Below are 20456 nucleotides of genomic sequence, written 5' to 3' on the forward strand. Positions count from 1 at the left end.
CCAGCCAGGGACAACATTATGCTGTGGTTTAAGAATTTGATGGTTTACCGTTTGAGCCGCGAAGTTGCGCTAAACGCGGATGAAATGGAAAAACAGCTCAGCGCTTTTGCTTTCACCCCTTGCGGCAGCCAGGACATGGCGAAAACCGGCTGGGTCTCCCCAATGGGTTCCCACAGCGACGCCTTGACGCACGCGGTTAACGGCCAGATCGTCATCTGTGCGCGCAAAGAAGAAAAAATCCTACCTTCGCCGGTCATCAAGCAAGAGTTGCAGGCCAAGATTGAGCGCCTGGAAGGCGAACAGCACCGCAAACTGAAAAAAACCGAGAAGGACGCGCTGAAAGATGAGGTGCTGCACAGCCTGCTGCCGCGCGCCTTCAGCCGTTTCAACCAGACCTTTATGTGGATCGACACCGTCAATGACCTGATCATGGTTGACGCCGCCAGCGCCAAACGCGCGGAAGATACCCTGGCGTTGTTGCGTAAAAGCCTGGGTTCGCTGCCGGTGGTGCCGCTGACCATGGAAAGCCCGATCGAGCTGACGTTGACCGAGTGGGTGCGCTCCGGCGAGCTGCCGGCCGGTTTTATCATTCAGGACGAAGCGGAACTGAAGGCGATTCTGGAAGACGGTGGCGTGATCCGCTGCAAGAAGCAGAACCTGATCAGCGACGAAATTGCGGTGCATATCGAAGCCGGCAAGCTGGTGACCAAACTGGCGGTGGACTGGCAGGAACGCATTCAACTGGTGCTGGCGGACGACGGCTCGCTCAAGCGCCTGAAGTTTGCCGACGCGCTGCGTGAGCAGAATGACGATATCGATCGCGACGACTTCGCCCAACGTTTTGACGCCGATTTTATCCTGATGACCAGCGAACTGGCGGCGTTAATCAAGAACACCATCGAAGCCCTGGGCGGCGAAGCCCAGCGTTAACTCAGCCTGAAAATACCAAGGGCTCTGCATGCAGAGCCCTTGGACTGCTGCAACGTCCTTTACCAAGAACACATCCGAATACTCCAGTAGCCGATAAAAATTAGGCTCACTCTCTCATTTTTATAACTGCCAATTTGTTGCGTATACAATCACCGAACAAATATGTGACCATATACCAATCAGTGCCCCCATTCACCTTTCCACGTTATTTTAGGCGAATCGATAGCTACCTTTTATTATGCTTTTACCTCTCTGCATTGATCTTGTCGAAAAAACAATCTATTTATAAATAGCTTCACACACTGATATATATTCACATCAATTACATAATGAAAGGGAATTATTTATGAAAATTATTGATTCATCGATGCTCGATCATATTTCTGGTGGTCGCGGTAATAATGGCGGTGACCGGATTGACAATAGTGGCCGGGCTAATAGCGCAGGAAAAACTGCAGCTGCAGGGGCGGGAGCTATAGCGGGAGGGTATATCGGAGCTCTCGTTACCGGGCCAGGAGCACCTCTGGGGGCAGCTATTGGGGGCTGGATCGGTGGTGTTATCGGCGAAGCTGGTTATAATGCAGCGGTAGATGCAGTAAATGATCCTCGAAATAATGGCGGTAACGGACGTGGCGCTTTTGGCGGAGACAGCAATAAGAATAGTGTAAACGGTCAATGTCATTGGTAAGTCGTTACATGAGGAGAGATTACAATCTCTCCTTTTTAAGTAAAAGGAGTGTGTCGTGAAAAAAGAAAGAATAAGAAGATTGGTATTCATATCAGGAATTTCTTTTTCTACTTATTTGATCGTAAACATCAGAGCACTTGCTTTCCCGGCTTCATTAATCAAAGCGTTTTTTGCGTCTATTATCTTCACATTAATTTATGCATTTCTTTCCAGCCGTCTCTGGAAAAAATATGTTTTAAAAATAAAAGATGATGAATAACCGCACCTTCTACCGCCACACTCTCACTAATATCTCACTTTGCATGGTGCCTTAGGGCTCTGCATGCAGAGCCCTGATTTCCCGCCAAAAGAGGAAACTACTAACTTAAATAACGGCACAGATAGGCAGTTGCATCGGCAACCTGCAGGTTGAACTCACTGTGAGCCGGTACGAAGAACTTCTCACCCGGCATAAACACCTGCCAATCCGGCGAGCCCGGCAGCAACACTTTCAACGCGCCGGTAATCACGGTCATCTCTTCCGGCTGGGCGGTGCTGAAGGTGTACTCACCCTCTTCCATCACACCGACGCTGGCAAGGCCGATGCTGCTACTATCGAAACCGATAGACTTCACTTTTCCGGCAAAATACTCGTTCACTTTCAGCATAGACTGGCACCCGCATAATCAACTTTATGAGAAATCCATATTGGGGGATTGCGCTTGATCTGTCACTGGTTTTTCACGCGAAATGCGATCGTGGCGCAGAGTAAAATTCTGCCCGGCGATCGGTCGTCGGCCTTCCGTTCTGAATCCGCAACAAAAATAGCGCCAGGCCACCGCCGGACAGTTAGCGTCATGGCATTTTATTCGTATTCGAATCAGATAATTAACTCAGCGGCCGGCAAGATCAATGCGCACTAAGTGGCCTTCAGCAAAAGACAAAAAAGAAACCGGCATCGCGCCGGCTTCCGTAGGGTACAGGTTAATCTTCCAACGCCGGATCCTCGTAGCGATGCTTGGCGTCGAGCGCTTCCTGCTCGGTCGAATGCTCACTGAGCAGCGTATTCGGCTCAATGTCGTCGGTGCGCACCTCAAAACGATGGATATGCAAGCTGGGGTCGCCCCGGTCAACTTCGACCACCCGAGCGGTTCTCGGATAGCCTGGTCGGTTATTTTCGCGCATGCTGTTCTCCCGTGTGAATCACACAGGGTTAAGTATAGCAGCCGAGTTTATGCCGACACGCGCGATCCCAGATCGCGATCGCCATGTTCGCCTTCCAACAGCTGCGTCAGCTCATCGCAGGCACAGATCTTGCCGTCACGTACGGTGAAATGCGCCAGCACCTTGACCAGGCTGCGGCCACCGTCGCGCTTTTCCACTCGCACCTGATGATGCGTCAGTACCGCCTCCCCCTGTCCGGCGACGGCAATAATTTCCAACGCCATGCTGCGGGTGAGCTGCTTCAACAGGGCCATATGCTGCATAAATTGCGCATAATCGAGTACTTTGCCGTCCACCTGCTGGCGGTAATCTTCGCTGAACAGTTCAGCTATCAGCGCCGGTTGGTGTTGCGAGCAGGCAACCACCCGCTGCAAGGCGTCGAGTACCACGGTTATTGAGGGATTTTCGTTCATAGAGGATCTCCAAAAATGGAATGAGACGGGGATCATAGCGAAGGCAGAGGGTGGCATAATAACCGTACCTGGACTTTTTATACCGGTAATCGGCCAACATGATGATCCTGCGCAGCGAACGGCTTTTGCATGAGAAAAAACACCTCACGCCCTGGCACCACCATGCCGACGGGCAGATCTATCTGTTAACGCACGGCATGATGGCGCTGGAAACCGCAGGGAGGCAATGGGCAATGACCGCAGGCAGTATCGGCTGGTTGCCGCCACACTACGCACACCAGGCGTTGGCCTGCGGTAACGTGGCGGGCTGGATCCTGTATCTGGGAGAACAACACGGTGCGGCACTGCCGGAGCACCCCCGGCTGAGCGTCGCCTCAACGCTGATTCAGGCGCTGGTCGAGCGTATCGCGCAGTTTGCCGGGCAGCCGCTGAGTGCATCGCAACAGCGGATGTTGCAGGTATTGCTGGATGAAATGCACGTTCAGGAAAGCCCCCCGCTGCAACTGCCGCTGCCGCAAGATGCGCGGCTGCTGAAAATCGCCCGCGCACTGCTGAACGAACCTGCCGGCGAGCGCACTCAGCGTGAATGGGCCGACTGGGCCGGGTTGAGCGTCCGTACCCTGAGCCGCCGTTTTATCGGCGAAACGGGCGTGACTTTTTCGCGTTGGCGCCAGCAAGCCAGGGTGCTCCGCTCGCTGGAAGCGCTGTCACGGGGGGAATCCGTCGGCCAGATTGCCGCTGACTGCGGTTACGACAATGTCAGTGCCTATATCGCCGCCTTCCGCGAGCGTTTCGGCACCACGCCGGGGCGGTATTTTACTCAGCGTCCGCCGGCAACAGCGCCTGACGCGCCGCGTTGAGGAACTGTTCCGACAACGCGTCGCCGCGAGTCGCCCGCGCCAGCGTCAGTGCCCCCACCAGCATCGCCATCTGCGCCAAAGCCTGCTGCTGCCGCTGCTGTTCATCTTCCAATGGCGACAGCGACTCCAGCCGCGCCAGCATCGATTTTGCGCCGCTCAGGTAGGCCTGGTGTACGGGTTTATCGGCCCCTTCCCGCGCCACGTCGGCGGCCAGCGCGGTGACCACGCAACCCTCGGCGGGACAGTCACGGTGTTTCACGCTCAGATAGCCATCAATCAGGGTTTGCAAAGTGTGTTTGCCGGGCTGGCTGCTCAACGCTTCCCAACGCTGGTCCGACTCCTCCGCCGCTCTGCGGCTGGCTACCGCCGCCAGTTCATCCTTGGAGGCAAAATGACCATAGAAACCGCCGTGGGTCAGCCCCACCGCCGCCATCAGATCGTTAACGCTGACGCCGTTCAGGCCACGTTCACGAAACAGTTGTGAAGACACCTGTTCAATCGCCTCGCGATTGCGTTCCATTTGTTGCTTTGATACCCGCGCCATGGTGTTTTCTCCTTATCAATCCGGCATCATCTTAGGCCATCCACTGACCGTACTCAATGATGATGCCTCTCATGAAAAGACTCAGGCACGCGGGGGGCTCGGTGCGGCAAAACGGCCGCTGTCACCGCCCTGCGCTCGCGCCAGCGTGTCGGCAATCTGCCGGTGAGGCGTGCCTGGCTCAATAGCGCTTACCCGATCCAGACGCACCACTTGCTCTTCGCTCAGCGTCAGACTGAGCGCAGACAACGTATCGTCCAGTTGCGCTAAGGTGCGCGGCCCCAGAATGGGGATCAGGCTGGTGCTGGAGTGCGCGGCCCGGTCGCGCAGCCAGGCGATGGCGACGTGGGTCGGCTGGACACCGTGCTCCTGCGCTATTGCCAGCACTTCATCCAGCAGCGCGGTATCTTTCTCGCGATGCACCAGGCGCCCCAGCTCGGTCAGACGCCCGGCATTGCTGTGGCGATATTTCCCGGTCAACAGACCGCCGCCCAGCGGCGACCACAGCGTAGCGGCCATCCCCAAGGCTTCGGCCATCGGCAGCAGTTCACGCTCGGCGGTACGTTCCACCAGGCTGTATTCCACCTGAATGCCGGCAATGCGCGCCCAGCCGCGTAGCTCGGCCAGAGTATCCGCCCGGGCAATGCGCCAGGCCGGAAAGTTGGATAACCCGGCATACTGGATCTTGCCGGCGCGAATCAGATCGTCAAACGCGCGTACGATCTCCTCAATCGGGGTCAGATTGTCGGAGAAATGAGCCCACAGCAGGTCGATACGATCGGTTTTCAGGCGCTTCAGGCTGGCCTCCACCGAAGCAATCATGTTTTTACGGCTGTTACCAGTGTGCGCAACACTTGCCTCCGGCGCAGCGCCCAGCGTGTACTTGGTGGCGACGACGAAGCGATCGCGCTCGGCGGCAATAAATTCCCCCACCAGCTGTTCCGACTGACCAAACTGATAAGCGTCAGCCGTGTCGAGGAAGTTGCCGCCGGCGTCGACGTAGCGATCGAATACCCGTCTGGCCTCTTCCTTCTCCGAGCCGTAGCCCCAGCCCGTGCCAAAGTTGCCGGTGCCCAGAGCCAATTCGGCAACGCGCAGGCCGGTGTTGCGACCAAAGGGAGTGTATTTCATACAGATGCCTCGCAATAAGCTTGAGTTAAACATCATAAATGATGGTTGTCATTTATTTATATATGTCACTCGTCATTTATAAAGGCAAGCGCGATTTGTCGTCAGACCGGCAAAATCAGGGGAGAAAAACAGAGTATTGGGCACAACGCACTGTGCCCAAAGGAAAATTCGCGGTGGATTATTTTACCGTTTCGCGCTGCAGCGCCGAGAGGATTTGCTCGACCACCTGCTGCGGGCTGCCAGTACCATCCATGACGAAATGCGCGGCCTCCTGATACAGCGCTTCGCGCGCCGCCAGCACTTCAAGCATCTCTTCGGCAATTGGGCGGCCGGTGAGCGTTGGGCGCTGCGCGTCCTGCGGATACTCTTCCAACCGCTGCGCCAACACGTCCGCAGGCGAACGCAGGTAAATCACAGTGCCGTGCTGGCGCATGAAGCGACGATTCTCTTCCGCCAGGATCATGCCACCGCCGGTGGCAACTACAGTTGACGGCTGCGTCACGGTTTGCAGCGCAATGCTTTCACGGCGGCGAAAGCCCAGCCAGCCTTCATGGGCGACCATTTCCGCCACGCTCATTTGCGTGGTCTGCTGCATAAACAGATCGGTATCGGTGAAGTGATAGCCCATTGTCTGCGCCAATGCGCTGCCCACCGTGGTTTTACCGGCTCCGCGAGCGCCTACCATGAAAATGGTTTGTGTCATTACGGGTTGTCCCTTATACGGTGACTTGATTGCATTTGTACGCCTGGAGATCGGCGCGCAGATCCTGCGATGGCGTGGTTGCTTGCATCATACCGCCATCAGCCTGTATTTCAATATTTACGATAGTGTAAATTCCATTGCACAGCGGCTACCGGCAACAAATCCCTGCGCCGCCTCTTCAGCAAGCCGTTGCCGCAGCGGCAAGTTGAGCCGAACGGCTGCGATCGGCTGGAACCCTAACCGCCGGTAGTAAGGCGCATTCCAGGGCACATCGATAAAGGTGGTCAGCGTCAGGCGCTGCGCGCCCTGCGATTTTGCCTGCATGGCAACCTCGGCGATCAGACGCCGGCCAATGCCGCGCCGCTGCCAGCCGGCGGCTACCGACAGCTCGGCGATGTGCCAATCCTGCTGCTGCGGCAATACGGCGATAAACCCGGCCACCTCACCCGACGCGCTTTCAGCCACCCACTCCCGCTGTTGCTGAATAAAATCAGCATGCTGCTGACGGCTCATCACCGGGCCATCGGCAAGAAAACGCCACGCCGGTTGCTGAAGAAACAGCTGCGCCGCCGAGCGTTCAATGGCGATCAGTTGGGGGATATCCTGCAGTTGCGCTAAACGAACAAGCGGGCTCATCGGGTTCTCCTTAACGACCGGGCGGCTCTGTAACCCAACGTCGGTGTTGAACGCAAGCCGCCAGGGGCTGTGCCCCCAGCAACCACGTTTGGCGTTATGGGTTATTCAGTTGGCTCCAGTAGGTGCCTGAAAAAGGTAACGGCAAAAATTGTTGGTATAACTGCTTAAAGGTCTGCTGCGGATTGATGTCTGCAAACAAATCCGGATAGAAAGCTTTGGCGAGCATCTCGACCGCCACGACGTGATACGGGCTGAGATAGAAATTGTGCCAAATGCTCCAGGCCTGGTGGTTCTTGATCGCTTTCAGGTTGGCGAGCATTGGCTGTTTTTGCATGATCATGCGGAAGCTTTCATCGGCCTCCTGCTGGGTAACCCGTGGTCCAAGGCGCAGATCGGAAAAACGCTTGCCCTCCGACCCGGCCATGCCGGTAGCGATGTAGATGTCAGGGTTGGCGGTCAGGATGGTTTCCGGGTTTAGATCGCCGAAGACGCCCTTGATGCTGGCGTTGGCGATATTATCGCCGCCGGCAAAGGCCACCAGATCGCCAAGATTGCCGTGCGCCGCGGTGGTACAGCAAGTTTCGCGCCGTCCGAGGTGCAGATGCAGCATCACCTTGGGTTTTGGCCCCCGGTAGCCGGCCAGCCGCTGCTGAATCACCGCCATATGCTGCTGATAGAAACTGATGAACTGCTCCGCCCGCTGCTGGCGATTGAGCACTTCGCCCAGCAGACGCACGCTCGGCACGGTATTGTTCAGCAGATCAACCCGTAAATCGACGTAGATAACCGCAATACCGGCCTTGTTCAGCGCCGTTAGCAGAAAATCGCTGTCGCCCTCTTCACGCGCGTACCGGGCGAGAATCACCAGATCCGGCTTCAATTGGATCAGGTTTTCGACGTTAACCTGGCGGAAATTACCCTTGCTGATGGAAGGGATCGCTTTGATCTGCGGGAATTTTTGCGTATAGAGCTGCCAGCTTTGCGCATCATAACGCGCCATATCTTCCGGCCAGCCGACGACGCGCTGAGCAGGATTGCCCGGCTCCAGCAGCGCCAGGGTATACAGCATGCGGCTTTCGCCCACCACGATGCGCTGCGGGTTATCCGGCACGTCGACCTGTCGGCCGGTAATGTCGGTGACCATTTTCGCCTGAGCGCTAAAAACGCCGAACAACAGGGAAAGCAGCAGTAAAACGAAAGGATTGCGCATGAGTGGGCCGGGGGCAGCTAAAAGATGGGTGCATGATAATTACTCTCATTAACAGTTTCAATTGATAACGCGCGCAGGACAGGACAAATCCGCTGAATCACGGTGTTTCGGCACCGATAAATGCAAAACCGCCGTAAATGTGATTGTCTACAGTAAAAATCAGCCGATAAATCGATAAAAATGGCGAGATGGGAAAAACCAAAGGAGCACAGATGAACCAACGTATTGTTTCGCTAACGGAATGCCCGCAGTACAGCGATGTTTGCGCCGCATGGGCCTTTGGCCAGTGGGGGTCACAGCGCGGCGGCTCGCTGGAGCGCACGCGCCAGCGTTTTGCCCTGTGCACTCAACCAAGTGAAGACTATGTCACCCTGTTGATACTCGATGGCGAACGCCCGTTGGGCATGGCCAGCCTGTGGCCGAGCGACGATCATCAGCGAAAGGATCTGTCTCCCTGGCTGGCGGGGGTTTTTGTTCATCCCGATCACCGGCGCCAGGGGATTGCGCAGCGTCTGGAAGCCGCTATCGTGCAATTGGCTCGCCAACATAACCACCCCGTCTTGCACCTGATCACCGACAAATCAGAGGCTTTGTATGCGGGCTGGGGTTGGCACACTATCGAACGCCGCCGGCAATATGATGGCGAAGTGGTGGTGATGGAGAAAAACTGTAGCTAACGCGGCGTGCAGATATACACCAATGCCGGCGGGAAGTTACGCACCACCCGCACCCGCTTCCAATGAAAATAGCGAGACAGCAGCTTTTCCGACAGGTGGCTGTACTGGAACAAGACCAGAGTGCCGCCCCGTGCCCGCAACCGCTGCTGGGCTTGCTGCAGAATACGGATGCTGATTTTAACCGGGATCGACAACAACGGCAGGCAGGAGAACACCACGTCATAGTCGCGGTCCATCTCTTCCGCGGAACGGTCCATAACCTGCAGGCGGCGATCGTCAATCTTGCGCAACTGATGCACAAAATTAGGCTGGATCTCAAACGCTTCGAGCGAGGCATCTGCGCGCATGCGTCCCAATATGCGTTTGGTCAGCACGCCATCCGCGGCCCCCAACTCGGCAATCGACAAGGCGCCAGTCCATTCGATCTGATTCAACATCGCCTGACACAACCAGGGGGAAGAAGGCGCTAGGGTGCCAATGGTGCGCGGTGAAGCCATAAACTGCTGGAGATAGGAAAAGTGGTTCTTCAGTTGCAGCCGTGTCGCATTTAACATTGGGGCCTCCGTTGGGTTGAGTAGCCACCAATCTGCCCTCAATTTCTTAAGTATTCATTAACATGAATCCGAAAGCCATCGAAACAGTTGTAATAAAATGCGACCGGCGGGCGCCAAAAACGCGAAACGGTTGCGGTAATAATCTTAGGGTAATCAAACGACAGCATTACCGGTCAGATTATCTTCCGCAACCGCTTATTTTACCGGCCACCTGTCGGCGGCCAGGCAATTATTTTCAGCCTATTTTTAACGGTAGATTTCTGCATTACCGCGCCAGTTGCTGGAATCTCCCGGGGTGTCCAGAGCAATAATACGGTAATGGCTTGCGCCATCCGCCGCGGCTTTTTCTTTCAGCGCATGAACCGCGTCGCCCGGTGAACCGCTGATGCCGGAAACCGACACCACGCCGATGCTCTGCAGGTTGCTTGCCTGCTCGCTGTCAATTTGTTTTACCGTTGACAGTGGCGCGGCGAGAGAGGAAAAAGAAGCGGTTGCGATCAGGACTGCTGCGATGCCAGGTAATAGTTTCATGATTAACTCCAGATGTTTTTGTTTATTTTCTCTATCAGTGGAGTTAATTATCCGCCTGGCAGTGCAAAGCGACGTCATTCAATGTAAAGAACATCAATCATTGTGAGGTAAATAAGGAGGAAGTGCGTACATCGATGTCATGACAGGATAATTCTGCAGTTGCTGAGAAAACTTTACCCCTGTCCGAAGCCAATTAAAAGCCCGGTGCTCTCCGTAATATAAAAACCTTCGTTTTTAAGAAATTTCCACCCTCGGTTACCCCCTGAACTACGCTGTTTTCTGAAGGTTATCACTTTAGAAGGACTCTCTATGTCGCAAACCTTACTGCGCGTGCGCGATGGTCGAGGCGCTTCGGTTTCGTTCTCGGAACTGTTATTCGATCTGATCTACGTTTTTGCCGTTACTCAACTTTCCCACTACCTGCTGCACCATCTGACGCTGACCGGCGCGCTGGAAACCCTGTTGCTGTGGTTTGCCGTCTGGCTGGCGTGGCAATACACCGCCTGGGTGACCAACTGGTTCAATCCGGATACCCGCCCCATTCGTATCCTGCTGTTTGCCATCATGCTGCTGGGGCTGTTCGCCGCCTCCGCGCTGCCGCAGGCGTTTGGCGAACGCGGGTTAATTTTCGCGCTGTTCTATGTGGCGATCCAGGTGGGTCGCTCCTGCGTGGTCCTGAACCTGCTGGAAGCCAATCACCCGCTGAAGCAAAACTTCCGCCGTATCCTGGGCTGGTTGTGCATTTCGGCGATATTTTGGATCCTGGGCGGACTGGCGCAAGGCAATAGTCGGCTGCTGCTGTGGGCGCTGGCGGTGCTGTGCGAATACGTTTCACCGATGTTCGGCTTCCGCCTGCCGGTGCTGGGTCGTTCCGACAGCAGCAGTGAATGGACCATAGAAGGCCATCACCTGGCAGAGCGCTGCCAGCTGTTCGTGATCGTGGCGTTGGGTGAAACCATTCTGATTACCGGTTCTACCCTCAGCGAAATGGAAACCTGGACAGCGCCGGTGCTGATCGCCTCGCTGGTAGCCTTTATCGGGAGTCTGGCGATGTGGTGGGTCTATTTCGATACCAGCAGCAAAGCCGGAAGCCACGCCATCAGCCAGGCGGAAAATCCCGGCCAGTTGGGTGCCAACTTCCACTATGTGCACGTAGTGCTGGTCGGGGCAATTATCGTCTGCGCCGTCGCCAACGAACTGGTGATCGCCCATCCCGACGGCCCTATCGGCAACGCGACGGCGGCGGTGTTGCTCCTCGGTCCGGCCATTTACCTGCTCGCCAACGCCTTGTACAAACGGCTGGTGTATCGCCGCTTCCCGCTGTCGCACCTGGTGGGCCTGATCGCGCTGGCCGTGCTGACGCCGATAGCTTACCTGACCGATTTGCTGATGGTGAACGGACTGACCACGCTGATTATGGTGGTGGTTGCGGTGTGGGAAAGCATCTCGCGGGGCAGAACGCCGCAGCAACAGAACGGCGCGGCAACATAAGAAGGCGGACAGGGGGTACGCTATGCCCCCTGTCACGGCAGTTATTTCAGCGGTTGCGGCAGTTTCAGCACCCACAGTTCGCTCAGTGATTCCGGCTTATCCAGCGGCCGCAGTTCGATGCTCGTCGACACCGCTTTACCGTCAAGGGTCAAGCCGCCCTGCTTATCCAACTGGTAATCGCCGATTTTCTTGCCCTTAGGCTCGGCGTTCACCAGCTTGGCCTGCAGACCAAAATCGTTATCGTTAATCACCGCAAGCGTGCGATCGTCGATCAGCGTCAGGCCTTCCACTTTTTCCTGCTGCCAGCCCAATTTGCGCAGATCCACCACTTCGCGCTTTTGCGCCAGCTTCACGCCGCGCTTGGCGAGATCCTTAGCATCGTCAAACTCCAGCGCTTTGTCCTTGCCGTCGAAGGCCGTCAGATCGGTCGCCTGGCTGAGATCGACCAGGTAGATTTTATTAATCATCTGCTTGTCTTTATCGCTGCCCTGTTCAATCAGCAAGATATGCTGGTTGTCCACCGCCACGATGTCGCCGACTTTGGCATCCTTGGCCTTGTTATAGCTGTCGATATCAATCGGGTAGCCGTACATCGCCGTTTTGCCGCTGGCCGGATCAAAACTGACCAGGCGAGTGAATTGCGCCTTGTTCTTGCTCTTGCCGTCAACGTCCAGCGTGCTCTGCACCGCCGCCAAAATGCGGCCATCCGGCAGGCGGGTGATACCCTCGAAGCCCCGGTTAGGCTGGCGCCACTTGATAATATTCGGCAAGCCGCCGGCCACCCCCTGCTCCCCTTTCTGCGGCGCAGGGCCATATTTGGCGAGGATCTTGCCTTTATTGTCGATATGGATCAGGAACGGGCCGTATTCGTCGCACAACCAGTAGCCGCCGTTACCGTCGGCCGTGATGCCTTCGGTATCCAGCCCGCGCCGATCGCTCGGCAAGGTTTTGAGCGTATCGCTCAGCGCCACTTCGTTGGTGGAACCAATCAGTCCGCCCGGCAGCGGCAGCCCGCTGACAGGCCCCTGTTCGTCATGCAATGGGCGCTGATTGCCGGCAACGGCTTTCCCGCTGCCAACGCGAATATCCATCAGCAAGGGAACGAACTTCGGGTTGGCAAAGATTTTGGCCTCCTGTTCGCCGACCGCAGGCGCATCGGCGTTAGGACCGCGATCGGTGACGGTGGTCAGCAGCAGATCATTGCCCTCACGGCCATTGAACACCAGGCCGGAGCCGATACCTACCGGTAATCCCTGCGGAAAATGCTTGGCGAAAGCGCCCTGATAGCTTACGTGCTCACCGCCGGGGAAGCTGACGACATAGCGCTCTACCTCAACGTCGGCGGCATAAGAGATCAGAGGAAACAACGAGGTAATTAACAGCGAAACCGGTTTTATTTTCATGGTTATGGCTCAGAGTTAAGGGAGTGAAGTTTGCAGCTTGCTAAGGTATTAACCTAGCGTGACATTCTGATGACAGCCCCGCTAATGTCATGAATCATAGTGCTAATTAAACATGGCAAATAGAAATTAACAATTAACATCGGCGAATTGAATGGAAAAAGCAGATGGAAAATTAAATTTACCAAGGGTCGGATCCCGCTAACAACAGCTCCAACATTTAAGCTTAGGGTAAATTCTTATAAGAAAGATAAAAAAATAATCAAACGCGCCAAAACTCGAAAAAATATAGCCGAAGTCGCATAGACAAAACTAATTTACGGGGATTTAATACCCGCCGTCATTAAGGTGCATTAAGAAAATGCTGATAGAAACCTGCATTAATTGAGAAAGGTGTTCTATAGTTTTTAGTGCTAACGATCGTTAGTATTTTCCGTAGGATGGAGTTTATGTCAAAGCGACTATTTGCTGAATTTTTTGGCACATTTTGGTTGGTGTTTGGTGGTTGTGGCAGTGCGGTATTAGCTGCAGCATTTCCACAACTGGGTATTGGTTTTGCCGGTGTGGCACTCGCTTTTGGTCTGACCGTAGTCACAATGGCCTATGCCGTTGGGCATATTTCTGGCGGGCACTTTAACCCGGCCGTTACCGTGGGATTATTTGCCGGCGGCCGTTTCCCGGCCAAAGACGTCATCCCCTATGTGATCGCTCAGGTCATCGGCGGTATCGCTGCAGCGGCCGTGCTGTATTTGGTTGCCAGCGGCAAAGCGGGCTTTGATCCAACCGGCGGCGGCTTTGCTTCCAACGGCTACGGCGAACATTCACCGGGCGGCTATTCTCTGCAATCCGCCATCGTTATTGAATTGGTCCTGACCGCATTCTTCCTGATTGTTATTCACGGCGTGACAGATAAGCGTGCGCCTGCAGGGTTTGCCCCTTTGGCTATCGGTCTGGCATTAACGCTGATTCACTTAATCAGTATTCCGGTAACCAATACCTCCGTTAACCCGGCGCGCAGTACCGGCGTGGCAATATTCCAGGGCACCTGGGCATTGCAACAACTTTGGGTATTCTGGCTGGTGCCGTTAATCGGCGGTGTCGTCGGCGGCCTGATTTATCGCTGCCTGCTGGAAGACAAGAAGTAATTAAGCGGTATTTGATTGCGTCTAACAGGGCAGCCCTTATCGGCTGCCCTGCTGTTTTCAGGCTTTCGCCGCTTCAAACATCATAATGTCGCTGGTGAAGGATCCGTCCGGTTGAATGGCGAAGTGCTGAAGCACGTCTTCAGAAACGCCCTGCTGCAACGCGCGAATGGCGGTAACAAAATGCTCCGGCGTACGCATGCGCGCCACCCAACTGCCGAACTCCAGATACAACCGATCCGAAGTGACCTCCCGCACCACCAGCCCAGCCTCAGTCAGCAGGCTCAGCCATTCACCCGGCGAATAATTGCGCACATGCGAAGTGTCACGCAGCACTTCAACGGTTTGCAGATAAATATCCAACAGCGGGTGCCCCGGCGACACCACATCCATAAAGATCGCCATGCCGCCCGGTTTCAGCACGCGTTTAACTTCGCGCAGCGCCTGGCCCACGTCATGCCAGTGGTGCGCCGAGTAACGGCTGATCACCAGATCAAAGCCGGCATCGTCAAACGGCAGCGATTCCGCCACGCCCTGCTGTACCTGAATATTGCTCAACCCTTTATCCACTGCCGCCTGGCTAACCACTTCCAGCATCTGTGCGGACAAATCATAGGCCACGACCTGAGCCACTTTCGCCGCCGCGGTAAAGCTGGCGTGCCCGGCCCCACAGCCCAGATCGAGCAGCCTGGCATCGGCATGGGGTTCCAGCAATGTTGCCAGGCGTTGCAAATCTTTGCCCTGCGCGTGCACCGCGCTGGTCAGGTAGGCGCTGGCCTGCTCGCCGAACTGACGATCGACCGCATTTTTATGGCTGTTGCTGATGCTCATGTTTGCTCCTGTTATTGTCGGGCTTGCGCCCGTGCCGGATGGCTTTCTATTAGGGTGTTTCCGTCATTGCACCTGAGCGCCGCTGGCGGCCACAAACAATTACGGGATACAACCCACTATAATCAGGCTGATATACGGGTACAATATAAGCAGTTATCCTAGTATGAGCAGGTACCCCCCTATGCAATCCGAAGCCTTATCCGGCCCCAAAGCCCTCGGCGCCTTTCTGCGCGCCCACCGCGAGCGCATCACACCAGACATGTTGGGGCTGCCCAGCGCACCACGCCGCCGCACCAGCGGCCTGCGGCGTGAGGAGTTGGCGCAAATCAGCGGCATCAGCGCCACCTGGTATACCTGGATAGAGCAGGGGCGCGAGGTGTCCATCTCTCCGCATACGCTGGCGCGTATTGCCAAAGCGTTACGACTGGGGCATGCCGAACGTCACTACCTGTTTACCCTGGCACGGGTGGCCGATCCCGAGCAGGAACAGCATCAGGACATCGCCAACAGCGCCGTTTTGCAAAGCGTTTACCAAGTGGCAGTCCCCTGTTATCTGCTGGATCTCACCTGGAATATCCTTGCCTGGAATTCGCAAGCGGAAACCCTGTTCAGCGGCTGGCTGGGCCAGGCCAAGACGCCCAATCTGCTGCACTTTATGTTTTTCCACCCGCTGGCGAAGACCCTGGTCTGCGACTGGGACGATCGCGCTCGGCGCGTGGTGGCCGAGTTTCGCGCGGAAACCAGCCATCACCAGAATACCGAAGCGATGCGCGCCTTCGTGCGCAACATGACGCACAACAGCGAAGCCTTTAATCACTGGTGGAAGCAACATGACGTGATGGCGCGCGAGGGCGGCGAACGGGGGTTCACTCATCCGCAGCAGGGGGCGCTGCACTATCGGCAACTGACCTTTCATCCGGCGGAAAACAGCGCGCTGAAGCTGGTCATGCTGATCCCTTTGGCGTAACTGGTAACAAATTCATAAACAGGTTTACTCACCATTTATTTATTGGTTAACACAAACGCGCTAGGGTGATAGCTACCGATGATAATCATCATCAAGCTTTGTTATTTATCTCCTGAGGTAACCCTATGCAATCTGAAGAACAACGCCTTATCGATGGTTTGTTTGGCCGCTTGAAAGAAGCCGAGACCAAGACGGGCCAGAGGGATCTCCAGGCAGAGCAGCTCATCAACCAGCACATCCGTGAACAACCTTCTGCGCCTTATTATATGGCGCAGGCGATGATCATTCAGGAAGCGGCGCTGAAGCAACTGGACCAGCGGGTAAAAGATCTGGAGAACCAGATCGCTCAGCAGCAGCAAAATAGCGCCAGCCAACAGAGCAGCGGCGGCTTCCTGGCCGGGTTGTTCGGCGGTGGCAGCCGCAATACGCCAAGCCCGCGCGATCAGTACCAGGCGCAACAGCAGAATAATGCAGCCTGGAATAATCAGCCGCAGGCGGGTTATGCCCCGCAGCAGCAGCCACAACAAGCACCACAGCAAGCGGCTGCGCCTTCTCGGGCCGGCGGGTTCCTCGGCGGCGCATTGCAAACTGCGGCAGGTGTGGCGGGTGGCGTGGTGTTGGCCGACATGCTGACCGGCATGTTCCGCCATTCGCAGCCGCAAGAGATTGTGAACATTATCGACGAAACGCCGGCACAGCCGGTGGACGACAGCGCAATGAGGGAGTTTGACGCATCCAACAACCTCGACACCTTTAACAACGGCGACAGCCGCTTCCTGAATCAGGACAACGGTTTCCAGAACGCAGGTTATCAAGCCGACGACAGCGCCGATTTCGCGGATGACGACTACAGCGACGACGATTCATTTATCTGATTCTGCCCCCCTCTCCGCCCGGAGAGGGGGTTTATGTTTTCTCCCCCGCGCAGTTGGTCTACAGTTAAACCTGCCCAATCACAGCAGGTTACGAGAATCCATGCCGAAGATGTCCCCTACCGATCCCTATATCAGCACCCGCTTGGTAATGCGCCCACCGGTGGCCGACGATCTGGCCAGGTTTTACGCCATTTTCGGCGATCCTGAAACCCAGCGCTTCAACCCTGCCGGCCCCGTCGTCAGCGAAGAGCAGGCTAAGCAGGTGCTTACTGAACGCATAAATACATGGCGGCAACACGGTTATGGCTCTTGGGCGATTGCGCTACGTGAACGGCCGGAGTGGATCATCGGCTTCGGCGGGCTGTCGTGGCATCCGCTCGGCGCGCAGCGCACGGTGAATCTGGGTTACCGCTTCGATACGCAGGTCTGGGGAATGGGATTGGCCACGGAGATGGCGCTGGCTGCGCTCGAATATGGCTTCGAACTCCTGGGGTTGAATGAGATTTCCGCCACCGTGCGTGCAAACCACCAGGCCTCACGTCACGTGTTGGAAAAAGCGGGACTGCGCTTGGTGGATACGCTAAACGACGTGCCTGGCGCCGAGCCAAGCCTGATTTATACCCTGATGCGCAGCGACTATCAGGGCGGTTAAACGGAGGCGTCGTCGTTGATTTCCGCCAGCACCCGACGATAGGATTTCACTTTCTTGCGCTTCTTCAACCAGATGGCGGTAGAAACGATAAAGATCACCCCGGACATGGCCATCACACCAATCGGGTGGCCGTAAAACACCATCAGGGCAAAGTAAACGGCTGAAACTATCGCTACCCATTTCGCCGAATTCCCCACAGCGTTCTTTTCGTGGGTTAAACGGCGGAGATGCTCTTCTTCACTGATTCCCATACGCACTCCTTTTTTGGCTGAACGTTCCATTATATGGAGCCAGTATGCTGATATTTCAAGCAATTAAAGGGTAAAGAAGCGTAAAGCTCAGCGGGAGCGGCGGGAGCCGGAATGCAGATAGCGCCCCGGCAGATCGGCGCCGGGCAAGGCGGTGCCGTCATTGCGGCCAAATAGCCGGTAGCGATTGCTCGCCACCGCATTGTAAACCCCATCGGCCAACCGTTGCGGCAGAAAGCGTGCCAACGCCAACAGGCGAACTGGCCAACCAAGCTGGCGCAACGCCTGAAAAAACGCCTCCGAACGCAGCCAATGGTGCCCCTGCTCAAGATAAACGATGGAATCGACAGAGTCAGTGGGCAACCCCAGCCAGCGCAGGATCGCCTGCCCTTCCGCCGATTGCACCGTCGCCAACAGGATTTTGGCTTGTCGATCGGCGCGGATCAGAAATCTCACCAACCCATGGCAAAGATTGCATTCGCCATCGAATAACAGCACCCGATCGCCAGGCTGTAGATAAGAAGAGAGATTAGGGGGGAGCTTTGGCGAATTCATCCTGCCTCCTGAGGTGATCACCCCAGACTAGCGCGCATTCCCCCCCAGAGCCAGCAGACTGATGCGGTCTTTAAGGGGCCGGCGGTGCTGGCGGCGTATCCGGCAATGCCACGACCGAAATTCGTACCTCATAATGCTTGGCGCTGCCAGCCGGGATCACCGAGGTCAGCTTATTGATGGTTTCGGTCGGGTTGTCGCTGGCAGAGGTGGCGCAGAACACCTCCCCACCGTGACAGAAGCCAGGTTTGGGCATATGCCCCTCAGGGAAAGACGGCAAGCGGAAGTCTTGTCCTGCTGGCGGCGCATTTTTATCTGTCGGAGCCGGAGCGGAAAGCGCACTGACGCTGAACAGCGTCGCGGCGGCCAGGAAAGGCAGTGCCAGTACTTTGCGTGCATTTTTCATGATATTGACCTCATTTGCCGGGATTAGGTTTAACCTACCCCGCCCCCGGCAGATGAGAAAGCCGCTTTTCACGACCTTTTCACACCGATGATCTTTGCTTACATCCTGACGCCAACGTGATCAAAGCTTAAGGATCTTGTAAAGATCATGGGAAATTTATTTGATCATTCCTTATTGCAAACACTAGAAATTGCAAACACTAGAAAAAGGGTTCGTCAGTTAAACCGGATTTATAAAGCACCTACCACTCATATGCACAGGCTGAGACCGCTTGTTATTAACGGATAAATCTAGCCTAACGGGTTATTACTACTGTGATTTTTTCTTCTGCCGGAAGTTTTCATCGTCAATACAATAATGATAAGAATCGATGATCAACCCCGTCAGTCGCAAAATATTCTCTGGCCTATCAATGATGATATGTCCCCCAGCAGCGAGTTCTAAACCGGCGCGGATGATTTCAGCATGCCTCTCTTCATTGATCTCCAAAGGGAGTAAAATGGTAGGCCTTTGTTTACTATCAAAATAACGTAGAATCCATCGAGTAGTCTTCCCCTGGAACAAGATACTGTAATAACTCTCAGTGTCTTTTGCTGTCAGATCTGCGCTCTCTCCGAGAATCATCGCCACATTGTCGAATAAAGCTCTTTCAGCATGGGTAGTAACAATCTTGCTGTTTTCTGGATCAATAATCGGCGCCAGTGGGTCAGTGTTGTTCTTTTCCTCACTTTTCGGGCCGCTTTCAGAGAGGGCTGCACTTTCAGAAGTTACAGACAGACCGGAAACAACCATTGCACTCACCGCCTTCTCAACCGCCAAACGAACCAAAGGCGTTATAGTTTCAAGAAAACGCTGGTTAAGTTGACGCTGAACATTAGATCGATTTGCCACATACCTGACAAAATCCATGTCCACATCCCTTAAGCTTGCACTGATTGTTTTTGTGAATGATGTTAAGTAAATGCTCTCCTCAGCCAACGTTCTGAGAGCCTCAGGCTGGAATTGATCATGCCTAAACCTATAAAGCTGTTCAATATCAGAATCATTCAAATCATTAAAATCTATCTTCAGAAATGGCGCGTCATCCATGATATTTTTATCTTTAAGATCGGTGAAAAAACGCCACTCTTTTCCGTTGGTGATCGCAGACACGGTGACTTCTGGGGTAGCATTAAAGTAACGTGAAAGCTGTGGGCTATGGTTTGTTAGGTTTTGATTGAAGGATTTAGCTTCAATAAACATAACAGGCACCGCATGACAGAAAAGAGAGTAATCAACCCGCTCACCCACCTTTACTCCTGGGAAATCAGCACCATACTCTGCCTTCACTTTCGTTGGGTCATAAGGATGAAAACCAAGAATTTCTAATAGTGGCAAAATCAGTGCCTGCTTTGTTGTTTCTTCCGTATTGCAATGTTGGCCGACCGTAGCCACATGATTCACATGTGCTTTGAGTTTATCTCTGAATGCATTCATCAACCATCCCTCTTGCTGTGTGAAAAGTCCGTCATTTCTTAAAATGACATCTGCAGAAAAATTTACTACTTTCACATGAACCGCCTAATAGGCTGCCCACTCATTTTTATTTCTGAAATAAAATCACATTAATCTTTAAACATTAAATATATAGCAGAAGGGCCAGACTTTGAGCAAAGCCATTTTGAAAAAATTGATGCACGAACAGAAATAATCGGCTATGTATTTTAACCAAATAAATCTATAGCAAATTAATAATTCCAAAGACAATTAAATGCCGTTTTTTTTACGCGTTTTTTGTCAAATTTCATCGGTATCAGGAAGGAGATAAGCTAAATG

The 20456-nt window shown here is 54.6% G+C and carries 26 protein-coding genes; 10 read left to right on the plus strand and 16 right to left on the minus strand.

Annotated elements, in window-relative coordinates; translation table 11 throughout:
* Nucleotides 1-18 precede the first annotated feature (18 nt).
* The 3 genes from rdgC to ACUTSW_RS11085 all read left to right on the plus strand — a co-directional run bounded on the left by rdgC (nucleotide 19) and on the right by ACUTSW_RS11085 (nucleotide 1877).
* Nucleotides 19-930 carry a recombination-associated protein RdgC gene (gene rdgC, locus ACUTSW_RS11075; RefSeq protein WP_006321205.1) on the plus strand — a complete coding sequence of 304 codons (912 nt, stop codon included), beginning with the start codon at nucleotides 19-21 and terminating at the stop codon, nucleotides 928-930.
* A 346-nt stretch (nucleotides 931-1276) separates the two neighbouring features.
* Nucleotides 1277-1618 (plus strand): hypothetical protein, encoded by a 342-nt coding sequence (locus ACUTSW_RS11080; RefSeq protein WP_434462460.1) that lies wholly within the window; start codon nucleotides 1277-1279, stop codon nucleotides 1616-1618.
* Nucleotides 1619-1673: 55 nt separating this feature from the next.
* Nucleotides 1674-1877, plus strand: a complete 204-nt coding sequence (locus ACUTSW_RS11085) for a hypothetical protein (RefSeq protein WP_071990223.1) — start codon at nucleotides 1674-1676, stop codon at nucleotides 1875-1877.
* Nucleotides 1878-1977: 100 nt separating this feature from the next.
* On the opposite strand, the gene ppnP is transcribed toward ACUTSW_RS11085, so the two are convergent.
* The 3 genes from ppnP to ACUTSW_RS11100 form a co-directional block, all read right to left on the minus strand.
* Nucleotides 1978-2265 (minus strand): pyrimidine/purine nucleoside phosphorylase, encoded by a 288-nt coding sequence (ppnP, locus tag ACUTSW_RS11090; RefSeq protein WP_004949189.1) that lies wholly within the window; start codon nucleotides 2263-2265, stop codon nucleotides 1978-1980.
* Between the two features lie 316 nt (nucleotides 2266-2581).
* On the minus strand, nucleotides 2582-2782 hold the full coding sequence (locus tag ACUTSW_RS11095) for a YaiA family protein (protein ID WP_062869817.1): 201 nt from the start codon (nucleotides 2780-2782) through the stop codon (nucleotides 2582-2584).
* Nucleotides 2783-2829: 47 nt separating this feature from the next.
* A complete protein-coding gene (locus ACUTSW_RS11100) occupies nucleotides 2830-3234 on the minus strand; it encodes a nuclear transport factor 2 family protein (protein ID WP_445584389.1) in 405 nt (134 codons plus the stop codon).
* 98 nt (nucleotides 3235-3332) lie between these two features.
* On the opposite strand from ACUTSW_RS11100, the gene ACUTSW_RS11105 reads away from it, so the two are divergent.
* The gene (locus ACUTSW_RS11105; protein WP_445584390.1) at nucleotides 3333-4094 is read left to right on the plus strand and encodes a helix-turn-helix domain-containing protein; all 762 of its coding nucleotides are present in this window, start codon (nucleotides 3333-3335) and stop codon (nucleotides 4092-4094) included.
* Here the strand turns inward: ACUTSW_RS11105 and ACUTSW_RS11110 are convergent.
* The 5 genes from ACUTSW_RS11110 to ACUTSW_RS11130 all read right to left on the minus strand — a co-directional run bounded on the left by ACUTSW_RS11110 (nucleotide 4051) and on the right by ACUTSW_RS11130 (nucleotide 8315).
* Nucleotides 4051-4638, minus strand: a complete 588-nt coding sequence (locus tag ACUTSW_RS11110) for a TetR/AcrR family transcriptional regulator (protein WP_445584391.1) — start codon at nucleotides 4636-4638, stop codon at nucleotides 4051-4053. The genes ACUTSW_RS11105 and ACUTSW_RS11110 overlap by 44 nt on opposite strands.
* Before the next feature lie 81 nt (nucleotides 4639-4719).
* Nucleotides 4720-5766 carry an aldo/keto reductase gene (locus tag ACUTSW_RS11115; protein ID WP_445584392.1) on the minus strand — a complete coding sequence of 349 codons (1047 nt, stop codon included), beginning with the start codon at nucleotides 5764-5766 and terminating at the stop codon, nucleotides 4720-4722.
* Nucleotides 5767-5944: 178 nt separating this feature from the next.
* Nucleotides 5945-6469 carry a shikimate kinase AroL gene (gene aroL, locus ACUTSW_RS11120; protein WP_004949177.1) on the minus strand — a complete coding sequence of 175 codons (525 nt, stop codon included), beginning with the start codon at nucleotides 6467-6469 and terminating at the stop codon, nucleotides 5945-5947.
* A gap of 117 nt (nucleotides 6470-6586) precedes the next feature.
* Nucleotides 6587-7105 carry a GNAT family N-acetyltransferase gene (locus ACUTSW_RS11125; RefSeq protein WP_445584393.1) on the minus strand — a complete coding sequence of 173 codons (519 nt, stop codon included), beginning with the start codon at nucleotides 7103-7105 and terminating at the stop codon, nucleotides 6587-6589.
* Nucleotides 7106-7199: 94 nt separating this feature from the next.
* Nucleotides 7200-8315, minus strand: coding sequence for an ABC transporter substrate-binding protein (locus ACUTSW_RS11130; RefSeq protein WP_445584394.1), 1116 nt, complete (start codon nucleotides 8313-8315; stop codon nucleotides 7200-7202).
* Nucleotides 8316-8527: 212 nt separating this feature from the next.
* Here ACUTSW_RS11130 and ACUTSW_RS11135 point away from each other — a divergent pair, with 212 nt between their 5' ends.
* Nucleotides 8528-8992, plus strand: a complete 465-nt coding sequence (locus ACUTSW_RS11135) for a GNAT family N-acetyltransferase (RefSeq protein ID WP_445584395.1) — start codon at nucleotides 8528-8530, stop codon at nucleotides 8990-8992.
* On the opposite strand, the gene ACUTSW_RS11140 is transcribed toward ACUTSW_RS11135, so the two are convergent.
* Both ACUTSW_RS11140 and ACUTSW_RS11145 read right to left on the minus strand, forming a co-directional pair.
* Nucleotides 8989-9546: a class I SAM-dependent methyltransferase gene (locus ACUTSW_RS11140; protein WP_197912106.1), complete on the minus strand. Its 558-nt coding sequence runs from the start codon at nucleotides 9544-9546 to the stop codon at nucleotides 8989-8991. The two genes, ACUTSW_RS11135 and ACUTSW_RS11140, sit on opposite strands and share 4 nt — an antisense overlap.
* A gap of 246 nt (nucleotides 9547-9792) precedes the next feature.
* Nucleotides 9793-10077, minus strand: a complete 285-nt coding sequence (locus ACUTSW_RS11145; protein WP_006323877.1) for a YdgH/BhsA/McbA-like domain containing protein — start codon at nucleotides 10075-10077, stop codon at nucleotides 9793-9795.
* Nucleotides 10078-10386: 309 nt separating this feature from the next.
* Between ACUTSW_RS11145 and ACUTSW_RS11150 the strand changes: the two genes are divergently transcribed.
* Nucleotides 10387-11568 carry a low temperature requirement protein A gene (locus ACUTSW_RS11150; protein WP_445584396.1) on the plus strand — a complete coding sequence of 394 codons (1182 nt, stop codon included), beginning with the start codon at nucleotides 10387-10389 and terminating at the stop codon, nucleotides 11566-11568.
* Between the two features lie 41 nt (nucleotides 11569-11609).
* Here ACUTSW_RS11150 and ACUTSW_RS11155 read toward each other — a convergent pair whose 3' ends face one another.
* Entirely contained in the window at nucleotides 11610-12971 is a 1362-nt protein-coding gene (locus tag ACUTSW_RS11155; protein ID WP_445584397.1) for an esterase-like activity of phytase family protein, read from the minus strand.
* 446 nt (nucleotides 12972-13417) lie between these two features.
* Here ACUTSW_RS11155 and aqpZ point away from each other — a divergent pair, with 446 nt between their 5' ends.
* Nucleotides 13418-14113 carry an aquaporin Z gene (gene aqpZ / locus ACUTSW_RS11160; RefSeq protein WP_004949160.1) on the plus strand — a complete coding sequence of 232 codons (696 nt, stop codon included), beginning with the start codon at nucleotides 13418-13420 and terminating at the stop codon, nucleotides 14111-14113.
* A gap of 57 nt (nucleotides 14114-14170) precedes the next feature.
* Here aqpZ and ACUTSW_RS11165 read toward each other — a convergent pair whose 3' ends face one another.
* On the minus strand, nucleotides 14171-14941 hold the full coding sequence (locus ACUTSW_RS11165) for a class I SAM-dependent methyltransferase (RefSeq protein ID WP_063198143.1): 771 nt from the start codon (nucleotides 14939-14941) through the stop codon (nucleotides 14171-14173).
* A gap of 181 nt (nucleotides 14942-15122) precedes the next feature.
* Here ACUTSW_RS11165 and ACUTSW_RS11170 point away from each other — a divergent pair, with 181 nt between their 5' ends.
* The 3 genes from ACUTSW_RS11170 to ACUTSW_RS11180 all read left to right on the plus strand — a co-directional run bounded on the left by ACUTSW_RS11170 (nucleotide 15123) and on the right by ACUTSW_RS11180 (nucleotide 17435).
* A complete protein-coding gene (locus ACUTSW_RS11170; RefSeq protein ID WP_445584398.1) occupies nucleotides 15123-15908 on the plus strand; it encodes a helix-turn-helix transcriptional regulator in 786 nt (261 codons plus the stop codon).
* Between the two features lie 125 nt (nucleotides 15909-16033).
* Entirely contained in the window at nucleotides 16034-16783 is a 750-nt protein-coding gene (locus ACUTSW_RS11175) for a DUF2076 domain-containing protein (RefSeq protein ID WP_445584399.1), read from the plus strand.
* Between the two features lie 100 nt (nucleotides 16784-16883).
* Entirely contained in the window at nucleotides 16884-17435 is a 552-nt protein-coding gene (locus ACUTSW_RS11180) for a GNAT family N-acetyltransferase (RefSeq protein WP_445584400.1), read from the plus strand.
* Here ACUTSW_RS11180 and ACUTSW_RS11185 read toward each other — a convergent pair.
* The 4 genes from ACUTSW_RS11185 to ACUTSW_RS11200 form a co-directional block, all read right to left on the minus strand.
* Entirely contained in the window at nucleotides 17432-17686 is a 255-nt protein-coding gene (locus tag ACUTSW_RS11185; RefSeq protein ID WP_004949148.1) for a hypothetical protein, read from the minus strand. The genes ACUTSW_RS11180 and ACUTSW_RS11185 overlap by 4 nt on opposite strands.
* A gap of 87 nt (nucleotides 17687-17773) precedes the next feature.
* Nucleotides 17774-18238 carry a thiol-disulfide oxidoreductase DCC family protein gene (locus tag ACUTSW_RS11190; protein WP_445584401.1) on the minus strand — a complete coding sequence of 155 codons (465 nt, stop codon included), beginning with the start codon at nucleotides 18236-18238 and terminating at the stop codon, nucleotides 17774-17776.
* Between the two features lie 70 nt (nucleotides 18239-18308).
* Nucleotides 18309-18641, minus strand: coding sequence for a hypothetical protein (locus tag ACUTSW_RS11195; protein WP_445584402.1), 333 nt, complete (start codon nucleotides 18639-18641; stop codon nucleotides 18309-18311).
* A 309-nt stretch (nucleotides 18642-18950) separates the two neighbouring features.
* Nucleotides 18951-20117 carry a type I restriction endonuclease gene (locus ACUTSW_RS11200; RefSeq protein ID WP_062869800.1) on the minus strand — a complete coding sequence of 389 codons (1167 nt, stop codon included), beginning with the start codon at nucleotides 20115-20117 and terminating at the stop codon, nucleotides 18951-18953.
* Nucleotides 20118-20456 lie beyond the last annotated feature (339 nt).

It is taken from the genome of Serratia sp. TSA_198.1 (assembly GCF_052686505.1).